At 25.9% G+C, this 18,492-nt stretch carries 18 protein-coding genes; 12 read left to right on the top strand and 6 right to left on the bottom strand.

Features of this window, described 5'->3' with window-relative positions; genetic code table 11:
• Positions 1 to 45 precede the first annotated feature (45 nt).
• Positions 46 to 1,488 carry an amino acid permease gene (locus tag K5V21_RS09160; RefSeq protein WP_221861006.1) on the bottom strand — a complete coding sequence of 481 codons (1,443 nt, stop codon included), beginning with the start codon at positions 1,486 to 1,488 and terminating at the stop codon, positions 46 to 48.
• Positions 1,489 to 1,863: 375 nt separating this feature from the next.
• On the opposite strand from K5V21_RS09160, the gene K5V21_RS09165 reads away from it, so the two are divergent.
• The gene (locus K5V21_RS09165) at positions 1,864 to 2,037 is read left to right on the top strand and encodes a hypothetical protein (RefSeq protein WP_221861008.1); all 174 of its coding nucleotides are present in this window, start codon (positions 1,864 to 1,866) and stop codon (positions 2,035 to 2,037) included.
• Positions 2,038 to 2,318: 281 nt separating this feature from the next.
• Positions 2,319 to 2,810, top strand: a complete 492-nt coding sequence (locus K5V21_RS09170; RefSeq protein WP_221861009.1) for a QueT transporter family protein — start codon at positions 2,319 to 2,321, stop codon at positions 2,808 to 2,810.
• A 28-nt stretch (positions 2,811 to 2,838) separates the two neighbouring features.
• On the opposite strand, the gene K5V21_RS09175 is transcribed toward K5V21_RS09170, so the two are convergent.
• The 3 genes from K5V21_RS09175 to K5V21_RS09185 all read right to left on the bottom strand — a co-directional run bounded on the left by K5V21_RS09175 (position 2,839) and on the right by K5V21_RS09185 (position 5,828).
• Positions 2,839 to 4,113, bottom strand: a complete 1,275-nt coding sequence (locus tag K5V21_RS09175; RefSeq protein WP_221861010.1) for a CapA family protein — start codon at positions 4,111 to 4,113, stop codon at positions 2,839 to 2,841.
• A gap of 9 nt (positions 4,114 to 4,122) precedes the next feature.
• Positions 4,123 to 4,899: a M15 family metallopeptidase gene (locus K5V21_RS09180; protein ID WP_221861011.1), complete on the bottom strand. Its 777-nt coding sequence runs from the start codon at positions 4,897 to 4,899 to the stop codon at positions 4,123 to 4,125.
• A 209-nt stretch (positions 4,900 to 5,108) separates the two neighbouring features.
• Positions 5,109 to 5,828 carry a GntR family transcriptional regulator gene (locus tag K5V21_RS09185; RefSeq protein ID WP_221861012.1) on the bottom strand — a complete coding sequence of 240 codons (720 nt, stop codon included), beginning with the start codon at positions 5,826 to 5,828 and terminating at the stop codon, positions 5,109 to 5,111.
• Positions 5,829 to 5,960: 132 nt separating this feature from the next.
• On the opposite strand from K5V21_RS09185, the gene K5V21_RS09190 reads away from it, so the two are divergent.
• The 3 genes from K5V21_RS09190 to K5V21_RS09200 all read left to right on the top strand — a co-directional run bounded on the left by K5V21_RS09190 (position 5,961) and on the right by K5V21_RS09200 (position 8,574).
• Entirely contained in the window at positions 5,961 to 7,370 is a 1,410-nt protein-coding gene (locus K5V21_RS09190) for a glycoside hydrolase family 1 protein (RefSeq protein WP_221861013.1), read from the top strand.
• 128 nt (positions 7,371 to 7,498) lie between these two features.
• A complete protein-coding gene (locus K5V21_RS09195) occupies positions 7,499 to 8,254 on the top strand; it encodes an exodeoxyribonuclease III (protein ID WP_221861014.1) in 756 nt (251 codons plus the stop codon).
• A 122-nt stretch (positions 8,255 to 8,376) separates the two neighbouring features.
• Positions 8,377 to 8,574, top strand: a complete 198-nt coding sequence (locus tag K5V21_RS09200; protein WP_204596736.1) for a hypothetical protein — start codon at positions 8,377 to 8,379, stop codon at positions 8,572 to 8,574.
• 30 nt (positions 8,575 to 8,604) lie between these two features.
• Here K5V21_RS09200 and K5V21_RS09205 read toward each other — a convergent pair whose 3' ends face one another.
• The gene (locus K5V21_RS09205) at positions 8,605 to 8,883 is read right to left on the bottom strand and encodes a hypothetical protein (RefSeq protein ID WP_221861015.1); all 279 of its coding nucleotides are present in this window, start codon (positions 8,881 to 8,883) and stop codon (positions 8,605 to 8,607) included.
• A 187-nt stretch (positions 8,884 to 9,070) separates the two neighbouring features.
• Between K5V21_RS09205 and pulA the strand changes: the two genes are divergently transcribed.
• From pulA to K5V21_RS09225, 4 genes are all read left to right on the top strand, one after another.
• Positions 9,071 to 11,089, top strand: coding sequence for a type I pullulanase (pulA, locus tag K5V21_RS09210; RefSeq protein WP_221861016.1), 2,019 nt, complete (start codon positions 9,071 to 9,073; stop codon positions 11,087 to 11,089).
• Between the two features lie 95 nt (positions 11,090 to 11,184).
• Entirely contained in the window at positions 11,185 to 11,574 is a 390-nt protein-coding gene (locus tag K5V21_RS09215; RefSeq protein WP_204596733.1) for a hypothetical protein, read from the top strand.
• 188 nt (positions 11,575 to 11,762) lie between these two features.
• A complete protein-coding gene (locus K5V21_RS09220) occupies positions 11,763 to 12,167 on the top strand; it encodes a hypothetical protein (protein WP_204596732.1) in 405 nt (134 codons plus the stop codon).
• Positions 12,168 to 12,192: 25 nt separating this feature from the next.
• Positions 12,193 to 12,846, top strand: a complete 654-nt coding sequence (locus K5V21_RS09225; protein WP_245000687.1) for an isochorismatase family cysteine hydrolase — start codon at positions 12,193 to 12,195, stop codon at positions 12,844 to 12,846.
• Positions 12,847 to 12,859: 13 nt separating this feature from the next.
• Here the strand turns inward: K5V21_RS09225 and K5V21_RS09230 are convergent, their stop codons facing one another.
• The gene (locus tag K5V21_RS09230; protein WP_221861017.1) at positions 12,860 to 13,717 is read right to left on the bottom strand and encodes an LD-carboxypeptidase; all 858 of its coding nucleotides are present in this window, start codon (positions 13,715 to 13,717) and stop codon (positions 12,860 to 12,862) included.
• A gap of 109 nt (positions 13,718 to 13,826) precedes the next feature.
• On the opposite strand from K5V21_RS09230, the gene K5V21_RS09235 reads away from it, so the two are divergent.
• The 3 genes from K5V21_RS09235 (at position 13,827) to K5V21_RS09245 (ending at position 17,942) form a co-directional block, all read left to right on the top strand.
• Entirely contained in the window at positions 13,827 to 15,728 is a 1,902-nt protein-coding gene (locus K5V21_RS09235) for an ABC-F family ATP-binding cassette domain-containing protein (protein WP_221861018.1), read from the top strand.
• Positions 15,729 to 16,010: 282 nt separating this feature from the next.
• Entirely contained in the window at positions 16,011 to 16,196 is a 186-nt protein-coding gene (locus tag K5V21_RS09240) for a hypothetical protein (protein WP_221861019.1), read from the top strand.
• A 183-nt stretch (positions 16,197 to 16,379) separates the two neighbouring features.
• A complete protein-coding gene (locus tag K5V21_RS09245; RefSeq protein WP_221861020.1) occupies positions 16,380 to 17,942 on the top strand; it encodes a DUF2828 family protein in 1,563 nt (520 codons plus the stop codon).
• Positions 17,943 to 18,492 lie beyond the last annotated feature (550 nt).

An 18,492-nucleotide genomic window follows, 5' to 3' on the forward strand; every position in this document is an offset into this window, starting at 1 on the left:
CATAGAAGGATAAAATATATAAGATTATTCGTTTATATATATTAATTATTTTAAATACTCAGAGTTCTTTCTTTTAGCTATACTAGGTAGTATTAAGCCTAATCCCAATAATACAAAAATAGTTGCTATATTCATAGATACTTGGAATATCCATGATGTAGAAAATGCTTCAGCATTTGTTGGGAAGATACCCATTATACATGCAAATGCAGTAAAAATAAAGCACCATACACCAAAGCCTAATGCTAACTTATTGTTTTTAACAAATTTATAGTCTGAATGAAAAGTTCCTTTTACAGCTTTTCTAAGCATTATATAAGCTAAGAATACCCATAAATATCTCATAGGCATAACAACAGCATTTAATTTTAATAACCAAGTAAATAGAGAATTAACATCACCAATCCCTAGTGCTGGAACTATTATTAAAATTGAAACTAATATTGTTGTCATTATATAACCGTTTGTTGGAACACCTCGTTTATTAACTTTAGCCAATGATCTTGGTACATATCTATCATCTGTATCAGCTAATAACACTTTTAAAGGAGCATCTATTGAGAAGACTAAAGCAGAAACTTGTCCAGCAAAATTTGCTAAAGCATATAGTATTAAGAAGAAATTACCAACACCATAGTAGTCGCCAAGCATTTGAAATGCATAATATGCTCCGTTCATCATTAAATCATCGGGGATATTTGTAGCATCAAACATTATTCCCATTGCAAAAGATCCTAATATTGCACAAATAGCTACCATTACTGCAAGAGCTATCATACCTCTAGGAAATCCTTTCTTAGGATCTTTCATATTATTTACATATGGAGATATTTTTTCAGCACCTCCAACTGCAAAGACAAGCATAGCTAATGTAGTAAAGTATGTAAAATCAAATTTAGGTATGAAGGTTTGAAAATTTATATTAGGAGTTGCAATATGTACTCCTCTTATAGATGGTGCTGCTATAACTAATAAAATATATAATAAGGACATAATGAAGGTTGCTATACCAGCTACTGTACCTATTTTACCTAATGAATTAATTCCTCTTGATGCAATCCATACAAAAAATAAAAAAACTACCAAACATATAGACTGTAACACTATAGGGTTCATATTATTTAATGTTGTACCATCTTGAAATACAGCCCATCCTAAAGAAATAGCAACAGCTTGTGGCTTTTGAGCAAGATATGGTATATGAACTACCCAATATGTCCAACCTGCCAAATAAGCTATTTTAGGACTTGTTGTTTCTCCAATCCAAGAGCTTACTCCACCTTTACTATCTTTAAATGTTGAACCTAACTCACCAACCATAAGTGCATATGGTATAAAGTAAAGAGCTAAGATTAAGATCCAAGAAGTAATTACGGTAAGACCTTGATTTGCAAAATTGTTAACTATATTACCGAAGCCCCATACAGTAACGAAGGCCATAAGTCCTAAGTTATACCACATAAGTTTTTTAGAATTGTTGTTATCCATGTTGTTTCCTCCTTTATGAATTGTAATTTGTTAATTACAAAATAGTATAAATTTAGCTAAGATTAAGATATATTTTATAGTTAATTGAATCTTGTAACTAAAAAATATAATTCGAATTTCAATGTGAAATATTAATAATATTTTCAAAATATTACAAATATACAATATTATATTAACAAATTTTACTATAGAAGTTGTGTACTTTTTGAAAACATTTTATTTTCTATAATTTCTATGAATAGCATTACATTTAAATATATAAAGAATTATAATGAAAATTTAAATGTGTATAAAATGTATATATTAATAGTGTATGGATAATAATATTAAAAACATTAGATATGATATAAAGTGATTTTAAGATTGGAGAATTATATGTTTGATATTTTGACTATAAATGATCTAATAAATTATTTATCAGAAATGGAAAGAAAGTATGGAGATGAGTTAGTATTAACTAATAGTACAGGATTAATACAAAATATTGATGACTTAATACAGATAAATAATGAAGTTGGAACTATATCGATAAAAGATAATGAAAACTAAATAATAAAGTATTTATCATATATAGTTAGTAAAAAGTAAAGATAATAACTAGGAACGTTATTCTATCTTATTCGTGAATGAAAAATATAAAGGTTTTAATCTTTTAAAAAATATATTTATAAAATGCTAAAAGTATTGAAAGTATGGAGCTTGTAATATATAATAAGAAATGCGAAAATAGAGATGACAGTTCGTAAGCCTCCTGTCAAGAAACAAAACTAAGGCAAAATTGTTTTTTACTTGGATAATGAACTGAAGTCTTGCTTTTAGGGGGAGATTTCATGGATAAAACTATAAGGAAAATAATATTTACAGGTATTATTGCCGCATTATATGCAGCATTAACATTAATTCTAGCACCTATAAGCTATGGACCTGTACAATTTAGATTTTCTGAAATACTTGTATTACTAGCATATTTTAACCCATTATATATAGGTGGACTTACTTTGGGATGTTTTATTGCCAATTTATTAGGGCCAAATGGATTAGTTGATGTAGTCTTTGGTACACTAGCTACTTTTATAAGTGTATATGCAATTTACATAAGTAGTAAAATTAAAATGAAAGATCAATATAAATTATTTATAGCATCAATATGGCCAACAGTAGTAAATGGAGTTATTATTGGATTAATGTTAAGCTATGTATTAAATATTCCTTTTATAATAGCTATGGCAGAAGTTGCAGTAGGAGAGTTTGTAGTTGTTACAATTATAGGAGTTCCATTAATTTATAAGTTAAGGGATAAGATTAGAGGGATGAATATATAAAAGGCTATCATATGATAGCCTTTTTTACTTATGGAAAACTTTTTGTTCCTAAAGAATCACTTCCTATAATTCTTTTTGTATCATTAAGAGATCGATTTAATTTATTTATAGAATTGCCAGATAATTTATATTTTGAACTATTATTTAAAGCATCTACAACTGGAATTACTCTATGGATAAATAGCCCATTATCTTTTGGTTCTCTATACACCCAAGTAGGAATTATATCATAGTTTTTAAGATAAAGTTTATTGTTTCTTAATCCAAGTGTAAATTTTATTAAAAGCCCATCTTCAGTTAAATTTTTTTGAATTTCCTCATAACATTGATTAGATAAAAAATTACCCTGTGAATAGGCAACAAAAGTTGAATGGCCAGAGTCATTTGTTAAAATTTCATATGGCTGTATTACATGTGGATGACTTCCTAAAACAATATCTACTCCAAGTTCATTCATTTTTTTTGCTATATTCCTTTGTGCTTTATTTTCTTTTGTTACATATTCTTCTCCCCAATGAAAGGAACCTATAAGAAATTCAACACCTTGTTTTCTCATCTCTTTTATAGAATTTTCAACATCTTCGTATAATGCAGATAAATTATTATAATCAAATGTATTAATCAATGAATAAACATCTTTAGGTATTTGTATTCCGTTTATAGTATTAGGGCCAGTTTTGTATGTATAAGCAAACATACCAATTTTATGACCATCTATTTCGTAAATAATGTAGTTTTTATCTTGCTTGTCTCTTTTTACACCTATATTGATTAAATTTTTATTTATACTCTTGGTTATAGTATTTTTAACTCCAGAAGAACCTTTATCAATAATATGATTAGATGCATAGTTAATTATATCAAATCCAGTACTTTTTAAAGTGTCTAAAAATTCATCAGGAGAATTGAATGTTGGATAGCCTTGAGGTTTTCCACCATTAAATGTACCCTCAAATACTCCAATAGAAAGATCAGAATTATATATGCTATCTTTTACATACTCAAAATTTTTATCAAAATTATAAGTTCCAGAAGGCTGTTTTGCGCCTGATATTTGAGCATCATGAACTATAAGATTTCCTACAGAAGTTATAGTATATAATTCTTCATTTTCAATTTTATCCTTTTTCTCATCATCAGGTGTATCTTTATTATTAGATATCTCTTCAGGATTACTATAACTATCATTTCTATTTAAAATATAGTTCACAGAGTATATTCCTATTCCTAAAAATATAAAAAGTATTAGCAAAGCAAGGAATCGTCTTATTATATATTTTCTTTTTTTGTTTTTTTTCTTCATTAAACACCTCTAATCCATAGTTTCTAAATCATTTTTCAATAATTTTATTTCAGCATCGAGATCATTTAAGTATTCCTCTAAGCAGAGATCATTCTCAGTTATTTTAGTAGCATGTGATATCCCCACATATCTATAATGCCATGGCTCATATGAATATTTAGTAATATTGATTTTATCTTTAGGATATCTTAGAATGAAGCCATATTTATAAGAATTTTCTTTTAACCAAGTAAATGCTTTAGTATTTTCAAAGCCACTGTCTAATTTCGTATAATCTTTACTAACAATATCTATAGCAAATCCAGTTTCATGTTCACTAGCACCTGGTGGCGCAGAATATTTTAATGCAGCTTCTTTTCCTTTAGCTTTTACATTAGTATTAAACAAATTAACCTGAGTTTGGTGAGTACGATATCCAGATGCACCCATCAAATCTATTCCAGCAAGCTTGGCATCATTAAACATAGCTTTGGCATGTTCAGAAACTGTTTTATTTAATTTTGTAGTAGTAATATGAGATAAAAATGGTAAATTAGATTCTGTAATATCATTAGCGACATAATTATCAGAAAGTAAAGTATCTTTATTTACTAAAAAGATATTTGGATCCTTCCTTTTTTCTTCTAGTGTGCTAAGTTTGTTCTTTAAAGAAGTATTATTACTTGTAGATACACTTTCGATATTAGAATTAATTTCATTTTTTGAAATTAGAAATCCTGATAATGCTATTAATACAAATGCAGTAGAGCATATAAGAATTCTTTTAATAATTTTCTTTCGCTTCATTCACAAATCCTTTCTATATTTAACAATCTTTTTACTTAATATTACCACGTAAACATTATACATACAATAAAATATAGTTTAATTACAAAAAAATGGGTATTTACATTTTAATATTTAAGTAATGAAATTAAATAAAATTTTTGAATTATAATTTATGGGAAGATAAGTTTAAATTAGGATTAAAAAATTAAAGGGCGGAGAATACGCCCTTATTTTTTTGATGTAAAAGAAGTGAATTCAAATTTATCATATCTATGTCTAGAGAATGAATATTCGAAAGCTTTACCATTAGATAGATAAGCTATCTGCTCTACTTCAAGAACAGGCTCATTTTCAGCTAATAGTAGATAATCTCTGTCTGATTTATTACTAGGAGATGCCCTAAGAATCTTTTTAGAGCTAGAAATATTTAGTTTAAGTTCCTCTTCTATATATTTGTATATAGATTTTTCAAGAATCTCTTCTGTTATACCGGATATTATAGTTGCATTCATATAAGTTTTTTCTATTACATATGGAGAATTATTAATATATCTAACTCTAATTATCTCGTATACAGGATCATTTAATTTTATTGATAAAGCATTTTTTATTAATTCTGTTGCAAATATAAGCTTAAATGATATTAATTTATTAACGATATCATATTCTATAGAATGAGTTAATCCAGATATTACTTCATTATTTAATTTAAATACTGGAGAGTATTTAGATGATGTATTATCTCGTATAAAGCTTCCTGAGCCTCTTCTTCTATATATGATTCCTTCTTGAACTAATAAATCAATTGCACGTCTCATTGTCATTCGGCTACAATTAAATTCTTTTGATAATTGTATTTCATTTGGTATTGAATTATTTAAATTATTATAGGTACCAGTATTAATCCTATTTAGTAATTCTTTATATATGGCTAAATATTTATTCATATATCCTCCGTATTAAATTAAATTATATATTATATATTATCATATTAAAATGTATATTCAAATAAGAATATGTATAGACAAATTAATAAATGTAATTGTATAATAAAAATATAATATTTAGGAGGGGATAATATGAGAAATGTAAAATTTCCAGAGAATTTTTGGTGGGGAGCAGCTACATCAGGACCACAGTCAGAAGGAGATTTTAATAAGTTAAATAAAAATATATTTGATTATTGGTACGAAATAGAACCAGATATATTTTATGATAAAATTGGTCCAAAAGTAGCTTCTAATTTTTATAATGATTATAAAGAAGATATAAGTAAAATAGCTAGTATAGGATTAAATTCATTCAGAACATCAATACAATGGACTCGACTAATAAAAGACTTTGAATCTGGTGAATTAGATGAAGATGGAGTTAGATTTTATAATAATGTTATTGATGAATGTATAAAAAACAATGTAGAGTTAGTTATGAATTTGCATCATTTTGATTTACCAATAGAATTATATGAAAAATATGGTGGTTGGGAATCTAAATATGTAGTAGATTTATTTGTGTTATATGCAAAAAAAACTTTTGAGTTATTTGCTGATAGAGTAAAGTATTGGACTACATTTAATGAGCCAATTGTAATCGTTGAAGGTCAATATTTATATCAATTCCATTATCCTAAGATAATTGATGGTAAAAAGGCAGTACAAGTTGCCTTTAATTTAAATCTTGCATCAGCTAAAGCAATAAAGACTTTTAAAGAATTAGGGTATGATAAAAATGGTGGTAAGATTGGTACTATACTTAACTTAACTCCAGCTTATCCAAGATCTGAAGAAAAAGAAGATCTTAAAGCAGCAGAATTTGCAGAGAATTTCTTTAATAGATTATTTTTAGATCCTGCAGTTAAAGGTACGTTTCCTAATGAATTAGTAGAGATATTAAAGAGTGATAATGTAATTTGGGATAGTACTGAAGAGGAAGAGTTAGTAATAAAGAATAATACAGTAGATTTCTTAGGGGTTAATTACTATCAACCATCAAGAATAAAGAGTAAAGAGAGTTCTTTTGATAATACTAAATGGATGCCTGATAATTATTTTGATAGATATGATATGCCAGGAAAGAGAATGAATCCTTATAGAGGATGGGAGATATATCCTAAGTGTATGTATGATATAGCTATAAATATAAGAGATAATTATAATAATATTCCTTGGTACATATCTGAAAATGGTATGGGAGTAAAAGGAGAAGAACAGTATATAGATAGTGATGGAATGATAAATGATGATTATAGAATAGATTTTATACAAGAGCATTTATACTATCTAAACAAGGGTATAAATGAAGGTAGTAATTGTTTTGGATATCACCTATGGACTCCTATAGATTGTTGGTCATGGTGTAATGCTTATAGAAATAGATATGGATATATAGCTTTAGATTTAGAAACAGGGAAAAAAACAATTAAAAAATCAGGATACTGGATTAAAGATGTCAGCAATAAGAATGGATTCGAGCTAACTATAGATATATAATAAATTTTGAATTAAGATAAGAAGATAGATAAAGGAAACTATTAAAGTTTCCTTTGTTGGGTTTTAAATATTTATTTTATAGTAATATTTTAATGATATAATAAGCTTATTAAAGGAGGAGTAATTAGATGAAAAAGTTAATATCATGGAATGTAAATGGAATTAGAGCTTGTGTTAAGAAAGGCTTTTTAGATTTTTTTAATGAAATTGATGCAGATATATTTTGTATTCAAGAAACTAAACTTCAGGAAGGACAAATAGATTTAGAATTAGAGGGATATTATCAATACTGGAATTATGCTGAAAAGAAGGGATATTCTGGAACAGCGATATTTACCAAAGAAGAACCTATAAATGTATTATATGGCTTAGATTTAGAAGAGCATGATAATGAGGGAAGAGTTATAACAGCTGAATTTAATGAATATTACGTAGTTACTGTATATACACCAAATTCTAAGGAAAAGCTTGCTAGAATAGATTATAGAATGCAATGGGAAGATGCTTTTAGAGAGTTTTTAAAGAATCTTGAGAAAAATAAGCCAGTAATAGTTTGCGGAGATTTAAATGTTGCACATAATGAAATAGATTTAAAAAATCCTAAATCTAATAGGAAAAATGCTGGATTTAGTGATGAAGAAAGAGAAAAGTTTAATCTATTATTAGATAGTGGTTTTATAGATACCTTTAGATATTTTTACCCTGAAGTTGAAGGAATATATTCTTGGTGGTCATATAGATTTAACGCAAGAAATAATAATGCAGGGTGGAGAATTGATTATTTCTTAGTATCATCTAGCTTGAAGGATAAATTAGTAGATGCAAAAATACATACAGAAATATTAGGATCCGATCATTGTCCGGTTGAAGTTATAATTAATTAATTTATGTAAATAAGCACCTATTAGATAATTTTATCTAATAGGTGCTTATTTTGCAGTAACTCTAGTGATTGTTGTAGAATAATATATATATTAAGTAATAGCCTTTTACAAGGAGGCATAATATGAAGAAACTAATTATATCATCATTCAAGTATATAAGTTTAGCTATAATTTTTTTATTAGGGTTTATAATAGCTCCTTTTGTATTTAATGATTTTTCTTTTAGTTATTTTTATAGAGTAAATTTTTGGGTTGGAATTTCACCACTTATTATTTTGATTCCTATATTATTTTTTGCACTACTTAAAAGTGATAAATAATTTTTGCGGAGTGTTATTGTAACATTCCGTTTAAACATATTCTCTGTATTTAATTAAAATTTCTTCATGCAATTTATTAAGGGAATTTAATTCCTCTTCAAATTTTCCATATAAGTTAATTGCTATTTCATCCATAGTACTTAAAAAGTTAATATACTTATCTGTTGTTAGTGAATCTAACTTATTCATTATATTTTTAGGAAATATATATTCTTCATCAGTAGAGTATCCTAATATACTTTCTTCTTTCTTAAAATTAATAATTGTTGTAACAATTGTTATAACTTCACTTTCTGTAAATTCATTCATAAAGAGAGCTCCTTTTAATATTAATTATTAATATATAGTATCATAACAATAGAGAAATATAAAGAAATTACCTTACATATTATTACATATGAAAAGTAATTAGAATTCACAGTATGATAGATAGATGCATAATTTTAATAATAAGACTTACTAAATTATAAAAATATAGATTTAAGGAGATTTAATTATGCCAGATAACTATATGTATCTATGTAATCTTATGAAGAATAATTCAAGTGAATTTGAAAAAATGTTTTTTTATGATGGAGATTTGGGCGTAAAGTATACTAAAGAAAAGAGTATATTTTCATTATGGGCACCTTTAGCATCAAAAGTATTTCTTATTATATATGGTAATAAGGGGAGAAATCTAAATTATAAAGAAAAAGATACTATAGAAATGAATTATATAAATAAAGGGGTATGGAAGATAGAGGTAGATGGAGATTTAAACTATCAGTATTATAATTATTTAGTATTAAATGGTGATGTTGTAAATGAAGTTGTGGATCCATATGCAAAATCAGTTTCGTTGAACGGCCTTAGATCACAAGTAGTAAATCTAGAAGAAACTAATCCAGAAAATTGGAATGATGATGTAAAGCCTAATTTTATCTCATTTCAAGCATCGAGTATATATGAGATTCATATAAGAGATTTTACTATTGATGCAAACTCAGGTGTTTTAATGAAAAATAGAGGTAAATTTCTAGGATTTTGCGAAGATAATACTACTATACCAGGTATTCATACAAAAACTTGTTTATCTCATTTGAAGGAACTAGGTATTACTCATGTTCATTTATTGCCTGTTTATGATTTCTCTTCAGTTGATGAAAGTAACTTTGGTATTAATGAATATAATTGGGGATATGATCCTCAAAATTATAATGCGTTAGAAGGTTCTTATTCACTTGATCCAGGACATGGTGAAATAAGGATTAATGAATTTAAGACTTTGATTAAAAAACTTCATGATAGTAATATACGAGTTGTCTTAGATGTTGTTTATAATCATACATTTAAAAGTGAGGATTCAAATTTTAATAAGATTGTTCCTAAGTATTATTATAGAGAAAATCTTTTTGGTGGATTTTCTGATGGATCTGGTTGTGGAAATGAATTAGCTTCTGAGCGAAGTATGGTAAGAAAATTTATAATAGATTCTATAAAATATTGGGCTGCGGAATATCATATTGATGGCTTTAGATTTGATTTAATGGGATTACATGATTTAGAAACTATTAAAACTATTAGAGATGAGTTAAATAAAATTGATAAAACTATACTAATATATGGAGAAGGATGGGTAGGAGGGGATACTCCATTAAATTATTATGATAGAACTATAAAAGATAATCTAAATAGAGTTGGTAATAAACAAATTGCTTTATTTAGTGATGATATACGAGATGGAATAAAAGGTAATGTATTTTATAGATCTTCTCAAGGTTTTGTTAGTGGTGGCAGTGGACTTGAAGAGACTATAAAATTTGGAGTTGTAGCATCTACTTTCCACAAAGATGTTGATATAAGCAAAGTTAATTATTCTAATTTCTTTTGGGCAAATGAACCGTATCAAACTATAAATTATGCTTCCTCACATGATAATTTTACATTGTGGGATAAATTACATTTATCAAATGGCTATGATGATGAAATAAATAGAGTATTAATGAATAAGCTTGCAGCAACTATAGTATTTACTTCACAGGGAATTCCATTTATGCAGGGTGGAGAAGAGCTTCTAAGAAGCAAAAAAGATAGTAATGGTAATATAATAGAAAATAGCTATAATTCATCAGACGAAGTAAATAAGATAGATTGGAATAGAAAAAACTTATATAGTGAGGTATTCTCATGTTATAGAGAATTAATAAAGATAAAAAAGGAACATCCTGCATTTAGTATGGGAACATCACAATTAATACAAGAAAACTTAGTATTTTTACGAAAGGATTGTGATTTCTTTAAGGATAATCTTGTTTCATTTAGAATAAATGGAATGGCTGTTAAAGATTCATGGAGTGATATTATAGTTATTTATAACTCTAATAAAGATTATACAAATATAAAATTGCCTGATGGAAAATGGGAATTAGTATTTGATAGCCATTTTACAACAGTATCTCATTCAAGTGACCTTTTTGAGAATATTTTTAATGCTGCTGGAATAGGCGGATATATTTTAGTTAAGAAATTATAAATTTATAAAATAAAGAGGAATTTCTGTTTTTTTATCGAATTAGTAAAATTGAGAATAAATTTATTTTACAAAAGTTGAATTAGGAGGGGATTATTATGGGGAATGTTATAGGATGCTCAATAATACTTAAAGATGATTTTAATAATGTATTAATAATAAAAAAGGGATCAAAGAAAAGTTTAGAGCCTTGGAAATGTGTTGGTAGATTAAAAAAAGGAAAAGAATCTAATGAGAAATGTATTACAAATTCAATAAAGGAGGATTTGAATACTCTAGTATTTGATTTAGAACCATTAAAAGAATTTGTAGTAAATAGCGAAACTAATGATTCGATTATGATATATGAAGGAAAAATTAAGGAGTATATGAATCTTGGGAAAAAGGTTGTAGACATGAATTGGATATCTGAGAGAGAAATTGATAAGTACGATTTTATAGATGGTGAAAAAGAAGTGCTTTTAGAGTACTTTAAACTTAATAAATAGTCTGATAAATTAAGCTAAATGAATATAGTCATTTAGCTTTTATTTTCTAAGACTGAGATTATAGTCAAAATATATTAAAAGTATTTCCTTGGAAATAATTGGATAAATATTTAGCGATTTATAAAGTATTGTTAATATATAATGATAAAGATATAATATATAATAAAAAGACGTTAGGTTGTGAGCATATGATAAAGGTACGTATAGATAAGAATAGATGTGGGGAGCCAATATTTAAAATAAAGCTAGAAGAAGAGAAAATAAAAGATAATAGATTGTTATATAGAGGTATATTGGCCGGGAAAAGAATATCAGGGTTATATAATTTTCAGATTCCAATGAAGTATTTTATACCTATATATAATAATTTGGATAAGAGTGAAGTTATTTTAGATACAAGAAGTATCTATTCATATTTAGAGTTTTCAGATGAAATAGAAGAAAATTACTATTACTCAATTATAGCTACACCTAAATACATGAGACGTTGGAGAGAGGAAAACTGTCAAAATATTTATAAAATAACTATAGATAAAGAGACAAAAGAATTAGAAAAACGTATAGCTTTTAAGAAAATAGAGGTAGCTATATAGTATTTAAATGGTATGGAGGGTATATATGAATAAACTTATTAGTAATATAGAAAAGGAAATGTTAGAATTAAATAAAATTACATTAGAGGATATAAGTAGTAATGTAAAAGATGATACTGCATTAATAGTAGTTGATATGATAAATGGCTTTTATACAGAGGGTATGTTAGCTTCAGATAGAGTTGAAGGTATAATAATTCCCATAGTTAATTTAATTGATAATATGAAAGAATGTGAGAAAATAATATTTGTTGATAATCATACTATAAATTCAACAGAGTTAAATACATACCCATTGCATTGTATAGAAAATAGTTCTGAAGTAGAGATAATTTCAGAGATTAAAGAAAGAGTTTTAGATAGCGAAAATTATGAAATAATTAAGAAAAATTCTATTAATGGATTCCATGCTGCAGAATTTAAAGAATGGCTAGATAAGAATAATCAAATTAATAATTTTATTATTGTCGGAGTATGTACTGATATATGTGTAGAAACTCTTGCTATATCTTTAGTAACCTATTTTAATGAAAATAATATAGATAAGAAAATTATAATTCCAAAAGACTCTGTAGAGACGTATTCTGTAGGCAATCATGATGGAGATCTTATGAATATTTTATCTTTATTCAAAATGAAATCAAATGGAATTAATGTTGTTGAAAGTATAATAAGTTAGGTTAAAACCTAACTTATTTTTTTATATCATAATATTTACCTATAACTATACCTTTTGATTCTATATTATGACCTATTTCGTTAGTTTTAATTAAAGGTATATCGTGTTTTGTACATATATCTATACATAGTTTTTCAAGATCATTATATTGTCCTTTAAGAGTTATCTCTGTGAACTCACCTATTATTAGACCAGATATATTTTCTAATACTTCTAACATATTATATTGAGCAAGAAAACTTCTTATTTTATTTATATCTCCTCCATTACTTTCTAAGAAAAGAATATTATTTTTAAAAGAAGGTATATATTCTGTGCCAGCCAGTTTAAGAGTACATCTTACATTTCCACCTAATATAATCCCAGTCATACTATCACCTAATAACCATTCGTAATTCCATGAAGAGAACAATGAAAATTTACTGTTTTTATTTAAAAATGTATTATAGAAATTTTCTAATCCTTGAGGAGATAAGATAGTTTTTATATTATAATAAAATGAATGTTTATCAGATTTTTTATATATTGCATTTAATAATACAGATAAATCGCTATAACCAAAGTAAATAGCAGTAGATTCTTTTATAATATCAAAATCTATATAAGGTAATATCTCATTACATAGATCTCCTCCAGATACATCAAAGATATGGGTTATTGATTTATCTTTAAATACAGTATTCAGTTCAGCGCCCCTAGTTTTTCCGTTAGATAAAAACTCACTATTTCTAAATATATTTTTAGAAACAACTACATTTAAATTAAATTTTTTAAGTAAATAAACTATCTTATTTAAATTAGCTTTATAGCTTATAGGAAGCTGATTTGAACACGCAATTAAATATATTTTAGTTTTAGAATTAAAAATCATAGTATCACCTCTAAAGTTTATCTTTAATACGATTATATACTAAAACTTTAATAATAGGTCTAAATTTGTTAGAATAGTACTAATTAAATAATTAGAGGAGTAAAAAAAAATGAATTTAATTACATTAGAGAATATAAATAAAAGTTATAGTGAAAAAATATTGTTGAAAGATGTTTCATTAGGAATTAATGAAGGGGACAAAATAGGTTTAATAGGCTTAAATGGAGCTGGTAAATCAACATTTTTAAAAATAGTTGGTGGGAGAGAAGATTTTTTTGAAGGTACAAGAATCCAGGGAAAGAATGTTAGAATAGAATATTTATCACAAGACAATGAATTTGATAATAATACTACTGTTTTAGAACAAATATTTAAAGGTGAAACAAGAGAAATGAAGCTTTTGATGAAATATGAAGAGGTTCTAAATAAAATAGAAAATGGAGAAGCTGTTTCAGATGATAGTTTAATAAATCTTCAAGCTCAAATAGATAACCAAAACCTGTGGGATTTAGAAAGTGAAGCAAAAAGTATATTGAATAAATTAGGAATTACTAATTATTCAGAAAAAATGGGTAATTTATCAGGAGGACAATGCAAAAGAGTATTTTTAGCTTCTGCACTTATTACACCTTGTGAATTATTAATATTAGATGAACCAACTAACCATCTAGATTCAGATTCTATTGAATGGCTAGAAGAGTATCTAAATAATAGGAAGGGTTCATTACTTATGATCACTCATGATAGATATTTCTTAGATAGAGTATCTAATAGGATTATTGAATTGGATAGAGGTATTTTATATTCATACGAAGGTAATTATACAAAATATTTAGAAAAAAAGATTGAGAGAATAGAAACTGAAAAATCTCAAGAAGCAAAACGTCAAGCGTTAATTAGAAATGAATTAAAGTGGGTTAAAAGAGGTGCAAAAGCTAGAACTACTAAGCAAAAGGCTAGATTGCAACGTTTTGATGAATTAGTAAATAAAGAATATATTGAAAATAATACAGATATACAGATTAATTATGTTGGAACAAGATTAGGGAAAAAGATAGTTGAAATAAGCGAGTTAAATAAATCCTTTGATAAAAAGCAACTAATAAAAGATTTCTCTTATATATTTACTAAAGAAGATAGAGTAGGTATAGTTGGACCTAATGGAGCAGGAAAAACAACACTCTTAAATATATTATTAGGGATAATACCTAGTGATAGTGGAGTAATAGAGGTTGGAGATACTGTTAAGTTTGGATTCTTTTCACAAACTGGAAAAGAGCTTAATGAAAATTTAAGAGTAATAGATTTTGTAAGAGAAGGTGGGGAATATATCCCTACAGATGATGGAAGCAGAATAACAGCATCTACTTTATGTGAAAGATTTTTATTTGATGGTAGTATGCAATATTCACCTATAAGTAAATTATCGGGGGGAGAGAAGAGAAGATTACAACTACTTAGAGTCCTTATGGAGTCACCAAATTTCATTATTTTTGATGAGCCTACTAATGATTTGGATATTGAAACATTAAAAATTTTAGAGGGATTTTTAGATGAATACGTAGGTGTAGTGGTAGTTGTTTCTCACGATAGATATTTCTTAGATAGGGTATGTAATAAAATATTTGCATACGAAGAAAATGGATCAATAAGAGTGTTTCATGGTAATTATAGTGACTATTTAATTCAAATGGAAATGGATGCTAAGGAAACACCAAAGGCTATAGAAAATAAACCTAAAAAAGAAAAACCTAAAAAGGAAAATAATGTTCCAAAGTTTTCATTTAAAGAACAAAAAGAATTTCAAGAAATTGATAGTATAATAATTGAGTTGGAAAGTAAAATTGATAACTTACAGAAGGAGATAGAAGAAAATTCATCGAATTATTCAAAATTAGAAGAATTATTAGAGGGTAAGGAAGAATTAGAATTAACATTATTAGATAAATATGAAAGACAAGAATATTTATATGATATTGCAAAGAGGATAGAGGAATATAAGAGAGCATAACCTAAAATTAAGAATGTATCTTCTGAATGAATCAGAAGAGATATATTATATAAGGAATTGAAAGAATCTCATATAATAACCCTATAAGGTGCTAAAAATAATATAGCAAGAAAATTAATTTTAGTAATTAATGAAAACATTAAAATAAGAGGTCTAAATAAAAAGCTTTAGATTACTCTAAAGCTTTTTATTTGATTAAAGTTTATTAGTAATATATAATATAATAAACTATAAAACTTATTATATTTTGTTTGATTTTGTACTTAAATGGGAGTTGATATAATGGAAATTAAAATATCGTTAAAAGGAAAGAGAGATTTTCTTAAATTTTCTGGTGATAGGATTGATATTTTAGATTTTGAGATGAATGGAACTAAATATAAACAAATCAGAATATTTAAAAAAGGTTTTTCTAAATCTGAGTATATTGATGATGAATTGATAAATTGGATAAAGGAAGTAAAGTAGGGTTAAAAGAAGGAACTGTTCTTCTTTTTTTTATATAAGGAATTATTATTAGGTTTGTTGCATAAGTATTAATTGTAAAGGTATTTTACAGCTATAAAACTTATGTATACCTTGTTTTGATAAAGACACATACAGCTTCTACTAATATTTCTCTGTGTCTTGTAGATTAAGGAGTGAATTAAAATGCCGTTAAAATTGTTAAGCAGATTAAAAGAAGAGATATTAAATATTGATGCTGATATATATCAAGAGATATATGAGGATCAAGAGTATGAAAAAGAGAAGGGTAATTTTAGTATTAAATTACTGGATTTATATAATGAAATATTGGATTCTATAGGTGATAATAGCTTGTTAGAAAAAAGTTTGCTTAAAGAGTCACTAGATGAAGACTATATCTCCACTATAAAACTATTATTTTATACTAGAGATATAGAATATGGGCTAGGAAGGCGAGATATTTTTAGGGATGCAATAAAATATACAGCATTAAATTATAGTGAAAAACTAAAGGATTACATTTATTTAATACCTAAGTACGGAAGATGGGATGATTTATATTCTTTATTTGACACTCCTTGTCAGGAAGATGTAATAAATATTTTTAAAGAGCAAATTAATAAGGACATAGAATCTGATAGTCCGTCAAATCTTGGAAAATGGCTTAAATCTATAAATACATCATCTGAAGCTAGTAGAGAGCTTGCAAGAAAAACTGCTAAAGGGCTTAATTTATCTTATTCAGAATATAGAAAATTAACAAGTGAATTAAGGAAAAAAATTGGGGTAGTAGAACAGAAAATATCAAATAACGAGTGGGATAAGATTAAATATGGAGATGTACCAGCGTTAGCATATAAAAAGTATAAAGAAGCATTTATTAAAAATGATTACGAAAGATTTCAAGACTATGAAAATATAAGTAAAATAAATAGATCAACAAATTTTGATATAAAGAATAATAATGATACAATAAGCTTTATAAATTATTTAAGGATACTCCTAGATATAGATTATAAAGGAGAGGAAAGCAGTAAATATGAAGAGGAATTGATTAATTTTATAAAGTCAATGGATATACAATCTGGAAATTGGATTACAGCTCTTTCTATAAGTAAAAGTGATTTATCAAATCAAAGTAATTATTTAATAGAGAGTTTATATTTTTCATTATACTATCTATATAATAACACTGGTTTATTTAAAGATTATATAATGAAAACAAGTAAACCTTGTAATTTTAAAAAGATAAAAACTGATGATATGTTGGAAAAAATAAAGGAGATAATAAGTAATTCTATAAGTGATTATATAAATATTGAAAGTATATTAGATTTAATACTTTTGGCTGCTATAAAACATGGGATAGATGATGAAAATCTTCCGGCAGGTGTATTAATTATAGTTGATGATATAGATAAAATCAAAGTAGCGAACATATGTTCAGAACAAGAAAAAGAGCATTTTGGATATAATAAGCTTCAAGAAAAATGGAGATCGGCAGGATATACAGTACCGGAAATAAAAATACTAGAATTGAATAGAAAAAGTAAATTTAGTATAAAAGAATTAAATAAAAATTTTCATGTAATAACTGGATTTGGAGAAAAAATATTTGATACAGTTATTAATGATGAATTGGATTTAATGGATGAAAATTTAAATATAAATAATAATATAGAAAATGGATGTAATATAAATAATAACTTAGATGAAATATTAAATAATGAAAGATATAATATATAAAAGTAAAATAATACAAAAGGCATAATAAATTTATTATGCCTTTTGTATTATTTGTATTATTTGAAATTATAGAAAATATGAAATTTAAATAAAAAAATATTGATAGGAAAGTACTGCTAAGCAAAAGTTGAAATTCTAAATTTGTATAAAATGATCAGTGGTTTATTTTATATAAAATGAATAATGAAGTTAATAAATAAAAGGGTGTTGTTACATATATAAATAAAAGAAAAATGAATAAAATTTATATAAATTATTTCGCTAAATAACCATTTAGCGAAATAATGTTGAAAAATAAGTAGAAAATTTCTAAAACAATATAGTTTTTATAAAAATACTAGTTTAATATTAGCTGCTTAATTATAATTTCAAAATATTCTATATATTTATATTATTTTCAATACACTAACTATTCTTTATATTTATAATATATTTAATTTATAAAATATTATAAATATTACGACTTTTAAAGGTTAAATAAGATCAGTAATTCTCCTGTTGATTATTAAATTTATTATAGAAAATTTCTATATTTTTAAAAGATATAAAT

The organism is Clostridium sardiniense (assembly GCF_019753795.1).
Taxonomy (GTDB): Bacteria; Bacillota; Clostridia; order Clostridiales; family Clostridiaceae; genus Clostridium; species Clostridium sardiniense.

Coding starts and splice junctions, on each gene's coding strand:
- K5V21_RS09160 (WP_221861006.1), bottom strand. CDS start 1,488: ATGGATAACAACAATTCTAAAAAACTTATGTGGTATAACTTAGGACTT.
- K5V21_RS09165 (WP_221861008.1), top strand. CDS start 1,864: ATGTTTGATATTTTGACTATAAATGATCTAATAAATTATTTATCAGAA.
- K5V21_RS09170 (WP_221861009.1), top strand. CDS start 2,319: ATGGATAAAACTATAAGGAAAATAATATTTACAGGTATTATTGCCGCA.
- K5V21_RS09175 (WP_221861010.1), bottom strand. CDS start 4,113: ATGAAGAAAAAAAACAAAAAAAGAAAATATATAATAAGACGATTCCTT.
- K5V21_RS09180 (WP_221861011.1), bottom strand. CDS start 4,899: ATGAAGCGAAAGAAAATTATTAAAAGAATTCTTATATGCTCTACTGCA.
- K5V21_RS09185 (WP_221861012.1), bottom strand. CDS start 5,828: ATGAATAAATATTTAGCCATATATAAAGAATTACTAAATAGGATTAAT.
- K5V21_RS09190 (WP_221861013.1), top strand. CDS start 5,961: ATGAGAAATGTAAAATTTCCAGAGAATTTTTGGTGGGGAGCAGCTACA.
- K5V21_RS09195 (WP_221861014.1), top strand. CDS start 7,499: ATGAAAAAGTTAATATCATGGAATGTAAATGGAATTAGAGCTTGTGTT.
- K5V21_RS09200 (WP_204596736.1), top strand. CDS start 8,377: ATGAAGAAACTAATTATATCATCATTCAAGTATATAAGTTTAGCTATA.
- K5V21_RS09205 (WP_221861015.1), bottom strand. CDS start 8,883: ATGAATGAATTTACAGAAAGTGAAGTTATAACAATTGTTACAACAATT.
- pulA (WP_221861016.1), top strand. CDS start 9,071: ATGCCAGATAACTATATGTATCTATGTAATCTTATGAAGAATAATTCA.
- K5V21_RS09215 (WP_204596733.1), top strand. CDS start 11,185: ATGGGGAATGTTATAGGATGCTCAATAATACTTAAAGATGATTTTAAT.
- K5V21_RS09220 (WP_204596732.1), top strand. CDS start 11,763: ATGATAAAGGTACGTATAGATAAGAATAGATGTGGGGAGCCAATATTT.
- K5V21_RS09225 (WP_245000687.1), top strand. CDS start 12,193: ATGAATAAACTTATTAGTAATATAGAAAAGGAAATGTTAGAATTAAAT.
- K5V21_RS09230 (WP_221861017.1), bottom strand. CDS start 13,717: ATGATTTTTAATTCTAAAACTAAAATATATTTAATTGCGTGTTCAAAT.
- K5V21_RS09235 (WP_221861018.1), top strand. CDS start 13,827: ATGAATTTAATTACATTAGAGAATATAAATAAAAGTTATAGTGAAAAA.
- K5V21_RS09240 (WP_221861019.1), top strand. CDS start 16,011: ATGGAAATTAAAATATCGTTAAAAGGAAAGAGAGATTTTCTTAAATTT.
- K5V21_RS09245 (WP_221861020.1), top strand. CDS start 16,380: ATGCCGTTAAAATTGTTAAGCAGATTAAAAGAAGAGATATTAAATATT.